The organism is Sphingobacterium zeae (genome assembly GCF_030818895.1).
Classification (GTDB): domain Bacteria; phylum Bacteroidota; class Bacteroidia; order Sphingobacteriales; family Sphingobacteriaceae; genus Sphingobacterium; species Sphingobacterium zeae.
Genome location: NZ_JAUTBA010000001.1, coordinates 1,726,259 through 1,741,725, shown reverse-complemented (window position 1 = coordinate 1,741,725; position 15,467 = coordinate 1,726,259). Strand labels below are relative to the sequence as shown.

At 43.1% G+C, this 15,467-nt stretch carries 8 protein-coding genes and 1 pseudogene; 1 reads left to right on the top strand and 8 read right to left on the bottom strand.

Annotated elements, in window-relative coordinates:
- The first annotated feature begins 195 nt into the window (after positions 1–195).
- A pseudogene (gene lon / locus QE382_RS07265) lies at positions 196–2,674 on the top strand (endopeptidase La).
- 59 nt (positions 2,675–2,733) lie between these two features.
- Here the strand turns inward: lon and dctA are convergent.
- The 8 genes from dctA to QE382_RS07225 all read right to left on the bottom strand — a co-directional run bounded on the left by dctA (position 2,734) and on the right by QE382_RS07225 (position 15,449).
- Entirely contained in the window at positions 2,734–3,996 is a 1,263-nt protein-coding gene (gene dctA, locus QE382_RS07260) for a C4-dicarboxylate transporter DctA (protein WP_307185282.1), read from the bottom strand.
- 132 nt (positions 3,997–4,128) lie between these two features.
- Positions 4,129–6,039: an amidophosphoribosyltransferase gene (locus tag QE382_RS07255; RefSeq protein ID WP_307188016.1), complete on the bottom strand. Its 1,911-nt coding sequence runs from the start codon at positions 6,037–6,039 to the stop codon at positions 4,129–4,131.
- Positions 6,040–6,159: 120 nt separating this feature from the next.
- Complete coding sequence (locus QE382_RS07250; RefSeq protein WP_307185281.1) at positions 6,160–8,037, bottom strand: Nramp family divalent metal transporter; 1,878 nt, start codon at positions 8,035–8,037, stop codon at positions 6,160–6,162.
- 84 nt (positions 8,038–8,121) lie between these two features.
- Positions 8,122–8,724: a 2'-5' RNA ligase family protein gene (locus tag QE382_RS07245; RefSeq protein ID WP_307185280.1), complete on the bottom strand. Its 603-nt coding sequence runs from the start codon at positions 8,722–8,724 to the stop codon at positions 8,122–8,124.
- 90 nt (positions 8,725–8,814) lie between these two features.
- Entirely contained in the window at positions 8,815–10,770 is a 1,956-nt protein-coding gene (locus tag QE382_RS07240) for a gamma-glutamyltransferase family protein (protein ID WP_307185279.1), read from the bottom strand.
- A 136-nt stretch (positions 10,771–10,906) separates the two neighbouring features.
- Positions 10,907–12,583 carry a sodium/sugar symporter gene (locus QE382_RS07235; protein ID WP_307185278.1) on the bottom strand — a complete coding sequence of 559 codons (1,677 nt, stop codon included), beginning with the start codon at positions 12,581–12,583 and terminating at the stop codon, positions 10,907–10,909.
- A gap of 51 nt (positions 12,584–12,634) precedes the next feature.
- Complete coding sequence (gene xylA / locus QE382_RS07230; RefSeq protein ID WP_209577877.1) at positions 12,635–13,963, bottom strand: xylose isomerase; 1,329 nt, start codon at positions 13,961–13,963, stop codon at positions 12,635–12,637.
- A 1-nt stretch (position 13,964) separates the two neighbouring features.
- On the bottom strand, positions 13,965–15,449 hold the full coding sequence (locus QE382_RS07225; protein WP_307185277.1) for a xylulokinase: 1,485 nt from the start codon (positions 15,447–15,449) through the stop codon (positions 13,965–13,967).
- Positions 15,450–15,467 lie beyond the last annotated feature (18 nt).

Below are 15,467 nucleotides of genomic sequence, written 5' to 3'. Positions count from 1 at the left end.
ATTTCTCCAATAAATGGCAGATAAATTTTATTTAACCTGCCTTTTTTTCCTATTCTGGAAAATAGATTTGTAATTTTGCTGACTTCTAGCAATTGGCACTCCGCTTGCAATACAGGGGAAACATTATTAGAAGCTTAAAATTTGAAAGTCTGCCGTCAACATGTCAGCGACTGCCAAATACACAAAATAAACACTATGAGCAAATTCGAAACTTTTGATTTCAGTCAAGCAATTCCAATCGTTGCAGAGGATACCGAATTCTTTCCCTTACTTACGCAAGAGGATGAAGATAATATGGCGAATGCTGAAATTCCAGAAGCATTGTCAATTTTGCCTTTACGTAATACCGTATTATTTCCCGGTGTTGTTATTCCGATTACCGTAGGTAGAGATAAATCCATCAAATTGGTCAAAGAAGCTTATAAGGGCAGCAAGACTATCGGTGTCGTGTCTCAAAAGGATATGACCGTAGAGGACCCAGGATTTGAAGAACTAAACAAAGTGGGCACCGTTGCTCATATCATTAAAGTACTGCAAATGCCGGATGGTAATACCACCGTCATCATTCAGGGAAAACAGCGGTTCAACTTGTTGGAAATTGTCGGAACTGAGCCTTACTTAAAGGCACGTGTCGAGAAATTCAACGAGGCAAAGCCGAAGATGACCAAGCACTTCAAAGCGACAATTTCCACTTTAAAAGAAATGGCGCTGCAGATCATCCAACTGTCGCCAAACTTGCCTAGTGAAGCTGGTATCGCGATTAAAAATATTGAAAGCCCTTCTTTTCTGATCAACTTCATTTCGTCGAATATCAATGTCGAAATGACAAAAAAACAGGAGCTGCTTCAAATACCGAAAGTAGAGAACCGCGCAAAACTTTTATTGGAGCTGTTGACGACTGAAATCCAGATGCTGGAACTAAAGCATCAGATTCAGAATAAAGTACGTGTGGATCTTGACAAACAGCAACGCGATTATTTCTTAAACCAGCAGCTGAAAACGATTCAGGAAGAGCTGGGTGGAAATACGCCGGATCTTGAATTGGAAGAGCTTAAAAAACGCGGTAAGTCAAAGAAGTGGAGTCTTGAAGTTGAAAAACATTTTACAAAGGAACTGGAGAAACTCTCCCGCATTAATCCTGCTGCGGCAGATTATTCGGTACAGCTCAATTACCTCGAGCTCCTTTTGGATCTGCCCTGGAATGATAACAACAAAAGATAATTTTGACTTAAACAAAGCACAAAAAGTACTCGATAAAGACCATTACGGACTGGAAAAAGTAAAAAAACGTATCATTGAATACCTTGCGGTATTAAAATTAAAAAATGATATGAAGGCGCCTATTCTTTGTTTGGTAGGTCCTCCGGGAGTCGGTAAGACATCGTTGGGAAGATCTATCGCCAAAGCGCTTGGCCGTAAATATACCCGCATGGCGTTAGGCGGTGTGCGCGATGAAGCAGAAATCCGGGGTCACCGCAAAACTTATATCGGAGCAATGCCAGGGCGTATCATTCAATCGTTGAAAAAAGCCGGGACGGCAAATCCTGTATTTATTTTGGACGAAATCGATAAGATGAGTGCAGACTTTAAAGGAGACCCTTCTTCGGCCTTATTGGAGGTATTGGATCCCGAACAAAATACGCATTTCTATGATCACTATGTGGAAATGGAGTTTGACCTTTCCAAAGTGATGTTTATTGCAACAGCCAATTCATTGAGTTCTATTCAGCCAGCTTTATTGGATCGGATGGAGATTATTGAAGTAAATGGATACACCATCGAGGAGAAAATCGAAATTGCCAAAAAACACCTTTTGCCAAAACAACGGGAAATGCATGGGATGGCTTCTAAGAATGTCAGCCTAAAAGGTAAAATTATCGAGAAAATAATCGAGGACTACACACGTGAATCTGGTGTACGTGGATTGGAAAAAAAGATTGGCTCTGTCGTCCGTGGTATTGCGACACGCATTGTGATGGAGAAAGATTATAACCCAAGTATCAGTGAACAAGACCTGCTCGATATCCTAGGTGCGCCAATATTTGATAAGGACATGTATGAAAATAACAATGTGGCTGGGGTGGTGACTGGATTGGCCTGGACATCCGTAGGTGGCGACATCTTATTTATAGAGTCTTCACTAAGTCCGGGAAAAGGCCGTTTGAGCCTGACGGGTAATCTGGGCGATGTGATGAAAGAATCTGCGTCGATTGCACTGGCGTACCTCAAAGCGCACGCTGCTGATTTCGGAATAGACTATCGCGTATTTGACCATTGGGATATTCACATTCACGTTCCCGCGGGCTCCATTCCAAAAGATGGTCCATCGGCCGGTATCACCATGCTCACGGCGCTGACATCGCTCTTTACGCAACGCAAAGTGAAGGAAAAATTAGCCATGACAGGAGAAATCACCCTGCGCGGAAAGGTGTTGCCCGTGGGTGGTATCAAGGAGAAAATTCTTGCCGCTAAACGCGCTAATATCAAGGATATTATCCTTTGCAAATCCAATGAAAAAGATATTCTGGAGATCAAGGAAGATTATATCAAAGACATGGAGTTCCACTATGTGACTGAAATGGCTCAGGTGATCAAACTCGCCCTCTTGGAAGAAAAAGTAATCGGTGCCATCAATTTGGCACAAGATGTAGAAAATACAAAAAAAGAGAATTAACGAATTCTCAAATGAACATCGATTAAAATTAGCCCGGAAACAGGATTTTCCGGGCTTTTTTATCTTTTTGAGCCTAGCTTTTCATGCAGGATCTCCTCGTCCAAACTGTTTTCATACTTCGAAATGACCAGTGTTGCCGCTGAATTTCCGATTAAATTGGTTATTGCCCGAGCTTCACTCATAAAACGGTCTACGCCAAAGATCAACGCAACCGACTCTACAGGCACATGGCCAACAACAGGTAATGTTGCAGCAAGGGTCACAAAACCACTTCCAGTAACACCGGCTGCTCCCTTGGAAGTTAACAGCAAGACCAACAATAGCGTAATTTCCTGCTCCAAGCTAAGGTGCATATTGAGTGCCTGTGAAATAAAGACCGCAGCCATTGTCAGATAGATACTTGTTCCATCCAGATTGAAAGAATAGCCCGTAGGAATGACTAGCCCGACGACAGGTTTCGCACAGCCGGCATCTTCCATCTTTTGCATGATACCAGGCAATGCCGACTCGGAGGACGAAGTACCCAATACAATCAGAATTTCCTCTTTAATATATTTTAAGAACTTAAATACGTTTACCTTGAGATAGAAATACAATACTCCTCCAATGACGATAATCACAAAAATGAAACAGGTCAGGTAGAAGCTCACCATCAACATACCCAGTTTAGACAAGGCCTGAATTCCAAACTTACCGATCGTAAAGCCCATGGCTCCCATTGCTCCAATCGGAGCGAGATACATGATCATTTTGATAATGGAAAAAAGGACCTTTAGAAACGACTGCAACACATGGAGTACAGGCTCGGACGCTTTCTCCCCTATTTTTGTCATTCCAATACCAAAAAGGACTGCAAACACGAGCACCTGCAACATGTTGTCTGAAGCTACTGCAGCGATGACGTTACTTGGAATAATACCTATGATGAAATCCATGAAGCTGTGCGGTTCTTTGGATTCTGAAATGTAATGGGATACCGAAGAGACATCGAGACTTGCCGGATCAGCATTCATCCCGGTACCCGGCTGTATCCAATTGACAAAGACGAGACCAATAATCAGGGCGATGGTGGTCATGATTTCGAAATAGATAATTGAAGTCAGGCCGATTTTTCCCACTTTTTTTGTATCCTGCATTCCAGCGATACCGATTACAATGGAACTGAAAATCAATGGCGCAATGACCATCTTGATCAGTTTTATGAAAGCATCGCCCAACGGCTTTAGCTTAACAGCAAAGTCAGGGTAATAGATTCCACAGATGATACCCAACAGTATACCCAGCACAACTTGAAAATAGAGGCTCTTAAAAATATGTTTCATGATCGGTTTATTTACTGACAGCAATTCCCTTTGCTATTGATCGGTCTTTTAATTTAGGATTCAGATTTTTCTGAGTACGAAGATAAAAAAAAGGGATGCATAAATGCATCCCTTCCACTGATATTTTTGAACTTAATTACTGAAATATGCTCTCACATTCTTTCCTTCAATCCAGTTCATATACGCTTTGTTGACCACCTTGTTTCCACCAGGTGTAGGATAATCGCCTGAAAAATACCAATCGCCCTTATGGTCTGGGCAAGCTTGGTGTAAATTGTCTAGGGTTTGGTACACCACTTCCAGTTCAGCTTTGAGGTGGTGTGGTCTGACGATACGAGCGATTTCTTCTGAGATCTCCTCATCGGTAAACGGCGCATAGATCGCTTTGACATAATTTTCAATCTCGTTGACATCCTGCGTCATCGACAACACACACTTCTGATAAACCTCATCGATAACATGTGCCATACCACGTTGTTTCAAGAGATTGATGGCTGCTTCGAATGCAACAAATTCACCCATACGTGACATATCAATACCATAACAATCGGGATAACGAATCTGCGGGGCCGAAGAAACAATGACAATCTTTTTCGGATTCAGACGGTCTAAGATAGTTAGAATACTTTGCTTCAGTGTTGTTCCCCGAACGATCGAGTCATCAATGGCAACAATCGTATCTTCATGATCTTTCACAATACCGTAGGTGGTATCATAAACGTGCTGCACCATATCGGTACGGTCTGCGTCCTGCGTAATGAATGTACGCAATTTAGCATCCTTCACGTTAAGCTTTTCAAAACGAGGTTTAATACTCAAGATTTCATCCAATTCTTCATCAGAAATCTTTTCTGAACGATTCAATAAAGTCTCTTTTTGAAAATCACGAACATAAGTATTAATACCATCCATTAAGCCATAATAAGATACTTCTGCAGTATTCGGAATGAATGAGAATACGGTATTTTTGATATTATTTTTGACAGATTCCAATACCTGAGGTACCAGTAATCTCCCCAATTCTTTACGTTCTTGATAGATATCAGCATCCGATCCACGGGAGAAATAAATCCTTTCGAAAGAACAAGAACGTTGTTCTACGGGTTGTCTAAACATCTCTTGAGATACGGTCCCATCTTTTTTGGCAATCAGGGCATGACCCGGTTTAATTTCCTTCACAGCACCGATAGGGATATTGAATGCTGTCTGGATAACAGGTCTTTCTGATGCGACCACCAGAATTTCCTCGTCCTGGTAATAAAACGCCGGACGAATACCTGCCGGATCGCGCATAACGAACGCATCGCCATGGCCAAAGATACCTGCTATGGTGTAACCGCCATCCCACGTTTTGGCCGAACGCTTCAAAATCTTTGATACATCAATATTTTTAGCAATCAGCGAGCTGATTTCAACATTAGAATAACCTTCTTTTTTGAATTGGTCAAATAGATCTTGATTTTCATCGTCGAGGAAATGACCGATTTTTTCCAAAACAGTCACCGTATCTGCCTTTTCTTTCGGATGCTGTCCCAACTCGTATAACTGTTGCAACAACTCATCCACATTGGTCATGTTGAAGTTACCTGCTACAACCAAATTACGGGACATCCAGTTGTTTTGTCTTAAAAACGGGTGACAGCTTTCGATACTGTTCTTGCCATGTGTTCCATAGCGCAAATGTCCTAAAAGTACTTCTCCGGTAAAACTTACATTATCTTTTAACCATTGGGTATCTTTTGACTCCTCTGGAAACGCTTTCTGAACGGAAGCGAATTTTTTCTGCACATATTCGAATATGTCTGCCACGGCAGTTGAGCCCATAGCTCTGTAACGCGAAATGTAACGATTTCCAGGTTTTACATCAAATTTAATGGTTGCAATCCCAGCCCCGTCTTGTCCACGGTTGTGCTGTTTTTCCATTAATAGGTACAATTTGTTGATGCCATAAAATGGCGTACCATATTTTTCCTGATAATAAGATAAGGGTTTTAACAGGCGAATTAGTGCGATTCCGCACTCGTGTTTAATAGCGTCGCTCATATCTTGATTTGATGTCGCAAAAGTAAGCATTATTTGGCACTTAGCGATCTACCGGCTCACTTTTTAGGCAATAAAATTACAGTGAATAGACAGAGGGTATTCATCAAAGCTCCTGAGGACCTATTTCGCAATAAAAACAGGTACTTTTACTGCATGTCGCAGCTTGTTGACCGTCTCCCCAAAAATAAAATCCTTCAAACCGCTGTGCCCATGACTGCCGACCACCAACAGATCAGCCGCATATTTTTCGCAAACTGCTGCGATACTCTTAATCCGGTTATTATACCCCAATTCGTATTCCGTCTGATACCCTTTTGATACGAGAAAGTCAGCATACAACTTCAGACGCTCTAAGTCCTGACGCGATTCAAAATCATCTGTCGACTCTCCGGTATATTTTACGGAGGCGCTCTCAACAATATGTACCAAGACAAACGCGGTGTCTTTATGAGATAGCTGCAAAGCATATTGAATGATCTTCTGATCCGAACTGGAGAAGTCCAGCGCAATAACCACCTTCTTGAAGGAGCTTTTATGTTCAACATGCAGCGCCTCAAATGGAGGATGGACCTCCAGATTCATCGTTTTAGATTTTAGTAAAATTGGATATAATACCGTCATGACTAGCAAAGCGAACAACCCTGCGGCGCCCATTATCAGTATCACCGTTACTACAATATTATTAGCTTCGCCAATCCAGCCGACCACTTCGTCATACACCAATTTCAGATTCAGCACAGCGATAATGGCAGCAATCAGCCAGGCCACTGCCTTTGTTAACGGCTTGATGGCAAAGTCGCCCATGGTTACTTTATCGCTAACAAAATGGATCAACGGAATAACTGCAAAGGCGAGTTGCATACTTAATATGACCTGGCTAAAGATGAGGAGCTGCCCCACGCGGCCTTCGCCGGAAATCAGGATAACCAATATCGCCGGTATAATGGCCAACAGCCGGGTGATAATCCTCCGTAAGGTCGGGCTGATACGCAAGCGTAAATATCCCTCCATGACAATCTGGCCAGCTAATGTACCCGTCACGGTCGAGCTCTGCCCGGCGAGAATCAAGGCAACAGCAAACAATTTCGATGCCCATTCCGTTCCAAGAAGATTGCCCAATAGATGATACGCATCTTCGAGTTCGGCCACGTCATGCCTACCATTCTTATGAAAAACAGATGCTGCAAGGATCAAAATCGCCGCATTCACGAGAAAGGCCAGATTTAAAGCAATAGCACTATCCCAAAAATTATACTTGAGCGATTTTCGGATGGAGCTGTCATCGCGATCAATTTTGCGCGTCTGCACAAGAGCCGAATGCAGATACAGATTATGCGGCATGACCGTCGCACCGATAATACCTATAGCAATGTAGAGTGCGGCACTATTGGGGATACTGGGTATAAATCCGGTGGCCACTTCTGCAAAATCTGGCTTAGCCAAAAACATTTCCACCATAAAGCACATGCCAATAAGTGCAATCAGTCCAATGATAAAAAGTTCCATTTTTCGCATCCCCAGCTTTTGGAGATAGAGCAATAAGAAAGTATCTGCAAAACTGATCATGACACCCCAGATCAGATCAATACCAAAAAGGAGGTTAAGACCGATGGCCATACCGAGCACTTCGGCCAGGTCACAGGCTGCGATGGCAATTTCCGCGAGCACATACAATACAAAATTCATCCGCTTAGGATAGGTCTCCCGATTACACTGCGCAAGATCTTTGCCGCGCACAATACCGAGCCGTGCACATAAATTCTGGAGCACTAAAGCCATGATATTACTCATCAGTAAAACCCAGATCAGGGTATAGCCAAATTGGCTCCCGCCGGCAAGATCCGTTGCCCAGTTACCTGGATCCATATATCCTACGCTAATGAGATAAGCAGGCCCAAAGAAACTAAGTATCTTTTTAAATTTGGATTTTCCTTTATTGACATCTACACTTTCGTGGATATCAGAAAGGGATTTATGATGGGATTCGTCGTAATGCATAAGGTACTGTAAGTGCAATATCGTCTATTGTCTGCCTTAAAGATAAAAAGCTTTAAACGATTTGGCAATTAAACAGTGATATAATTAGAATTTAAATGCGAGCTGGCCAGAATTCTCTTTTGACTGGTTGCCAAATGGTATAAAATCTATGGTTTCGTACTGGCCTAAATCCGATTTAAACTCGCGCACATGCACACCCTTGCACATAAAGCTTAGGTCAACTGATCTGAATTGCTGCTTGGCGATCTCCAGCCATTCTGGCTCAAGCTGCCGCCCGATTGAGATATGAGGTTCGTCGCTAATATCAATCAAATCAAACTCCGTTAAGGTCTGAACAACCTTTCTCGCGCGATCCTTAAGGTAACTGCGCGCATGTACCGTCGGCGCAATAAAAAAAGCTCCTCCAGAAAACGACGAAAAATGATCAAAGTAAACATATTGGCTTCGTTCGTACACCAAGGTTTCCTGCAAAGCCTCAATCGCCCTGGCCAGTTTACTCTCCTCGGCTTTGAAAGCACATATTGTGACATGGGCTTTGGCATTACAACTGGTATACCAGCCTTTGTTTTCGTCGGGAAATAGTTCGGCCAACGACGCACGTAACCGTCGCTTCAAACCATCCACCATAACAATACCAGCTTCATCAGGTTGAAAAACAAACGAATATGTATTGACACTACCCTCCATAACAAAAATCAATTTTCGATCAGTAGGTAAGATAACAAATACCGTGCAGATAACAAAACTTAAGGCTAGCCTTTTAAACAACAGTACAGCTTACCAACCGATGCCGTAATCCTCTCCATTATTGCTACTACCGCCCCAAAGCGTATGGTGTTGCTGGTCGAAATAAATCGCGTTGATAGGTCCGCTGGTACGCTCGCCTAGCTGAATACTGTAGCCCATGCTCTTCAATTGCTCAATAATTGCTGGTGCTGTATTTTTATCCAATAGCAGGCTTCCTGAGCGCGGTTTTCGATCATCGGTCTTGGTTCCACCCAGCGACAGCCAAAGCTGATTGCTATTGATATTGGCCGCCTCGCTGGCTTGTTGTGGCGTCATACCAAACTCAACCATATTCAAGAAAAACTGCAGTTGGTTTTGATCTTGTGTATCTCCGCCCTGCACGGCAAAAGAAAGGTAAGATTTTCCGTTTTTCAACGCCATCGAAGGTGTAAGCGTTACACGCGGTCTTTTGCCGGGCTCGACCACATTGAACGGGTTAATCAGTGAATCTAAGACAAAACTCTGCAAACGCTGACTCATACCCACTCCGGTATTACCTGCGATACAGGCGGGTAGCCAGCCGCCACTTGGCGTAATGGAAACGACCCAACCCTCTTCATCCGCAGCTTCAACGCTGGTGGTTCCCCGTAATAAGCGGTCCATATATGCACTATCAACGGATAGCGAAGCCATAAGCGCCGCCGCCGACAAGTCCTTCACAGACGAACTTGAGCGTGCGTCATGTTTAGGGACAAAATCATTTTTCAGCTCCGTATGTGGCGTAAACTCTTTCTTACGCTGCTCCAGTAACGAAAGATACGGATTCTGCTTACCTTCGTATGGATAAGGGTCTCCGGGAAGTACATTCGGGTTATTTTGCTTAAGATCAATGGTTGCGGCCCTAGTCTTAGCATAGGACTCATTCAAAAGGCCTTGAATTGGTGTCTTAGGTTTACCGTAGGGATCACCGTAATAAAAATCCCGATCAGCAAAGGCCAAGTTCATCACCTGATAGAGTGTATGAATATAAGAAGCAGAATTATAGCCCATTGCCTTTAGATCAAAGTTTTTCAGCATCTGCAGACTCTGCAGCATGGCTGGACCTTGCGTCCATTCTTGTAATTTATACACGTCAACGCCCTTATAATTGACATGCAATGGTTCCTCCTCAATAGGTTTCCAATTGGCTAGGTCTGCTTTCGTGATTAAGCCTCCTTGCTCCTTACTGCCACGGACAAATTCATCTGCAATATCGCCGGTGTAAAACCGATCATAAGCAGCCATGATTGCTGCCTTCCGATCTTTACCCGCTGCAAGAGCCTTCTTTTCCGCTTCTATCAATTTGGACAGGGTCTTATGCAGATCCTGCTGCACAAAAACCTCTCCCGCTTCGGGAGCTTCCCAGGATTTCCCTTCATGTACTAAAAATACCTTTTTACTGTATGGCCATTCTTTAATGCGCTCTTTGCCACGTTCAATACTCGTTGCAGTTTGCGCGTCAATCGGGTACCCTGCAGCCATTTCAAGAGCAGGAGCTAATACTTCTGCTAAACTTTTCGTTCCATAATGAGCCAACATATAGCACAATCCGCCGGGTGTACCTGGCGTGACAGCAGCAAGAGGACCATATTCTGGTGGAAATTCGTAGCCCTTTGACCTAAAAAAATCGACTGTCGCTCCACTGGGTGCTACGCCCAAGGCATTTATCGCAATGACCTTCTTTAGTTTCGGATGATAAATTAACGCTTGCATCTCTCCGCCCCAACTCAGTACATCCCACATGGTGCAAGTTGCTGCGAGCATGGCACAAGCAGCGTCCACCGCATTTCCGCCTTGTTGGAATAGCTGGGCACCCGCTGTTGCCGCCAAGGGCTTACCGGTAATTGCCATCCAATGTTTTCCATGTAAAGGCGGTTTCTGTGTGCGCTGAGCTGAACTCAGCATCGGCGTACCGGTAGTAAGCAATCCAAACAGCGTCGTCATTAGCAAGGAGGATGTTCTTTTCATAGCAGCAATCTTTCGTTAAGTAATCTTTCGTTAAGCAAAGGTTTTAGTAAAACCAAGATAGGTATTTTTAAAACAAACAAAAAACTCCCATCAACCGAGGTTGACAGGAGTTTTTAAAATCTTATTTGCTATTGGATTACCAATAAATAGAATATAAGGCTGTAACCAATAGCGCTACGATCAATGCGATGACCAAAAACGCCCGGTGTGGTTTAAACATCGTGGTATCAACTTCCAATCCAGCAGGCACGACACCACGCTTATTGTCGATGATACTAATGAGAATCATACCGATAATACAGATAATGAAGACAAATCCCATACGATCCAAAAATGGAATTTCGTACACTCCTGTTGTTGGATTTGGAACGGAGAAACCTGTTGATGACAAGAATGACAGATCGACCCAATCCGGCAATTTTTTGAAGATGATGGAGAAAATAAAACCTCCAATTGTTGCAAACAAAGCCGCATTTGAAGTTGCTTTCTTCCAGAAGAATCCTAAAATGAACATCGCAAAAATACCTGGAGATACAAAACCTGTATATTCCTGAATATATTGGAATCCACCTTTTTTATCAATACCTAGATGTGGCGCAATCAGTACGCCCAAAATCATGGCAACCACAACAGTTAGCTTGCCGATGTTGACCAATTTCTTGTCCGAAGCTTCTGTATTGAATACTTTCTTGTAAATATCCAAGGAGAAGATTGTTGCAATACTGTTTGCCTTACCCGCCAAAGAAGCAACCACCGCCGCTGTCAAGGCTGCAAAAGACAAACCCTTCAGACCAGCCGGCAACAAATTCAACAAAACTGGGTAAGCATGATCCGGGTTGACCTCACCATGTTGCATCATTTCATTTTGAAACAAGCCATCTTTCCACATGACATAAGCTGCAATACCTGGCAACACCACAATAATAGGCATTAATAACTTCAGAAATGCGGCAAACAAGATACCGTTTCTCGCGGTTTTCAAATCTGCTCCAAGTGCGCGTTGCGTGATGTATTGATTACATCCCCAGTAGTTCAAATTAACGATCCACATCCCCCCGATCAATACAGTTAGCCCCGGTAAATCGAGATAGTTCTCGTTTTTACGATCCAGAATCATATGGAAGTGGTCAGAAGCCTTTTCGGTCATCAAGTGATAACCTTCCAATACGCCTGAGCCACCATAGTGCTCCGAAACAAGGTTGAGGGCGAGATAAGTTGTCGCCAAACCTCCCAATACCAAAAAGAAAACCTGAATAATATCCGTATAGCCAATCACCTTCATACCACCTAAGGTAATGATAACCGCAAAAATTGCTATGGCATACATACACGCTTCAAGACTGATACCCGAGATACTGCTTACTGCAATTGCGCCCAAATAAAGGATAGAAGTCAAATTGACGACCACATACAACAGTAACCAGAACACGGCCATAATCATCGCAACAGTTCCATTATAACGTTTATGGAGAAACTGTGGCATCGTAAAAATCTTATTCTTTAGATATACCGGTATAAAAAATACGGCAACAACAATCAGCGTGATGGCCGCCATCCACTCATACGTCGCAATAGCCAATCCCATCTTAAATCCGGAACCGCTCATACCGATAAATTGCTCTGCAGATATATTGGATGCAATCAGTGATGCCCCAATAGCCCACCAGGTCAATGACCCCTCAGCCAGAAAATAATCTTTAGATCCTACAGATTCAGATTTCTTGCGATAATACACCCATAATCCGTAACCGGCTACAATGACAAAGTAGATCAGGAAAACGATGTAATCTTTTGTGCTTAAATAATTATTCATGTAATGGTAATTGGTTTAATTCGATCGCCTAATATAGAAATATTTTTAGAACTATATATATCTGTTGATCAAATTTTCTAAATACTCTTGCTTACCACTAATCGTTTTTGGTTCTCCCAATTCTACTGCTAAATCTCTTAAGTTCTCCAATGTCAATGCCTGTCCTTCGAATGATGCGCCATGACCGGTATCAAAAGAGGCATAACGCTCTGCCCTTATTTTTTTGTACTCCGAGTCTTGCAGGATACGATCTGCTGTAAGCAATGCGCGGGCAAAAATATCCATCCCACCGATATGCGCATAAAATAAATCTTCGGGATCTGTCGAATTCCGACGGATTTTGGCATCAAAATTCACACCTCCACCTTGGAGTCCGCCACCTTCTAAAATAATCAACATCGCTTCGGTCAACTCATTGATATCATTTGGAAATTGATCCGTATCCCATCCATTTTGATAATCACCACGGTTGGCATCAATGGAACCCAATTTACCGGCATCTACAGCGACCTGTAACTCGTGTTGAAAAGTATGTCCGGCCAATGTCGCGTGGTTGACTTCTAAATTTAATTTAAAATCGTCCAAAAGATTATACTGACGTAAGAATCCAAGTACGGTAGCCGCATCGTAATCATACTGATGTTTTGTCGGTTCACATGGTTTGGGTTCGATAAAGAAAGTCCCTTTAAAGCCGTTTTTGCGGGCATAATCTTTGGCCATGTGCAAAAACTGCGCAAGATGTTCCTGCTCGCGTTTCATATTGGTATTTAAAAGGCTCATATAACCCTCTCTTCCGCCCCAGAACACATAGTTTTCACCGCCGAGGGCAATTGTTGCATCCAATGCTGCCTTAACCTGAGCGCCACCATGTGCTAGAACATGAAAATCAGGATTTGTTGCGGCACCATTCATATAGCGTTTATGGCTAAAAAGGTTGGCTGTTCCCCAAAGCAATTTGATACCGCTTTCCTGTTGTTTCTCCTTTGCATAATCAACAATAGTGGACAGGCGTTTTTCATTTTCAACCACATTATCCGAATAATCCACTAAATCGACGTCGTGGAAGCAGTAATAAGGTATATTAATTTTACTGATAAATTCGAAGGCCGCATCCATTTTATCTTTTGCTCTGGTGATTACGTCGCTGCTTTCATCCCAAGGAAATTGATGTGTCGGTCCGCCAAATGGATCGGATCCGTTTCCGTTGAACGAATGCCAGTACGAACAGGCAAATTTAAAATACTCTTCCATCGTCTTTCCCCCTACAAGCTGCTTAGGGTTGTAATAACGGAAAGCCAATGGATTTGTGCTGTCTTTCCCTTCGAATTGAATTTGGCCTACGCCTTTGAAAAATTCTTTTTTCCCTTTGATAACATTCATCTTAATTGCTATTTATTTGTTTGTTTAATAATTCTTTCCATAGTTGATAATGCTCCTCATATTGCGCCACAAACTGGGGTTCCACGGTATATACAGGCTGCAATGAACGAAAAGCTTCTTTAAAATCTGCATAATACCCACTTCCTATCCCTGCTCCGAGGGCGGCTCCTATACTTCCATCGTGATTGAAAATCTCTACAGGAACGTTTGTAGCCCCCACAAATGACTCTCTGAAAACAGAGCTCAAAAACAAATTGGCATAACCTGCACGAATCATATTTGGATACAAATTGTTCTCGCGCATGATATCCAGGCCGTAGCGAAAGGCGTAGGCAATTCCTTCTTGTATCGCGCGCAAGATATCGCTGGTCTCATGTCTGTTCAGGTCTATCGCTGAAATTGAAGCGCCAACGGTTTGGTTATTGAGCATGCGTTCGGCACCATTGCCAAATGGGATAACCTGTAGTCCTTTGCTGCCGATAGGAGAAGCTCCGGCCATCGCATTGATCTGTTCATACGATAAATCACGCCCTAGCATCTTTCTGCCCCAACTGTTCATAATACCTGTTCCGTTGATACAGAGCAATACCCCTGTTCGGATATCGTGCTCGCGATAATTCACGTGTGCAAATGTATTGACGCGTGATTCGCGGTCAGCGATCAGCTGGTCGCTGACCCCATAGATCACACCGGAAGTACCTGCGGTCGCAGCAACTTCTCCAGGCTGTAGCACATTGAGCGAAAACGCGTTATTGGGTTGATCACCGGCTTTATAATTGATGGTCACAGCAGCAGACAGCCCGAGTTCCTCGGCCACAGCAGCTTTAATCTGACCATGGGTTGAAAAGACAGGTAAGATCTCTGGAATCAGATGATCATCAAAACCATAATAGTCCATGATTGTCCGCGACAAAGCATTATCTTTAAAATCCCAGAATATACCTTCCGAAAGCGCCGATATGGAGGTTGTCACTTGTCCCGACAACTTCATCGCTATAAAATCTCCCGGCAACATAATCTTGTCTATCTTTTCATAAACGGCAGGCTCATTTGCTTTGACCCAGGCCAACTTTGACGCCGTAAAATTACCTGGAGAATTCAAATGATGGCTTAAATTAAAAGACCGACCAATTTCTTCAAAAGCGATATTACCCAATTCCACAGCCCTACTGTCGCACCAAATAATTGCATTGCGTAGCACCTGCTGCTCTTTATCAACGACGACCAATCCGTGCATCTGGTAAGCAATTCCAATGGCCGAGATTGCTTTAGGATCGTAAAGTCCCAGCGCATTAGCTTTCAATAGAGCCTGTTTGAAGTAATCCCACCAGTCGAGCGGATTTTGTTCAGCCCAATTGGGTTCGACAGTAATTATTGGAGCTTCTACATCTGGATATTGCACCGAGCACACTTTGCGTTGCGAAGATGCTTCAACAATTGAAACTTTCACAGAAGAAGTACCTACATCTATACCTAACAAATACATGGTAATTAATTCTAATTG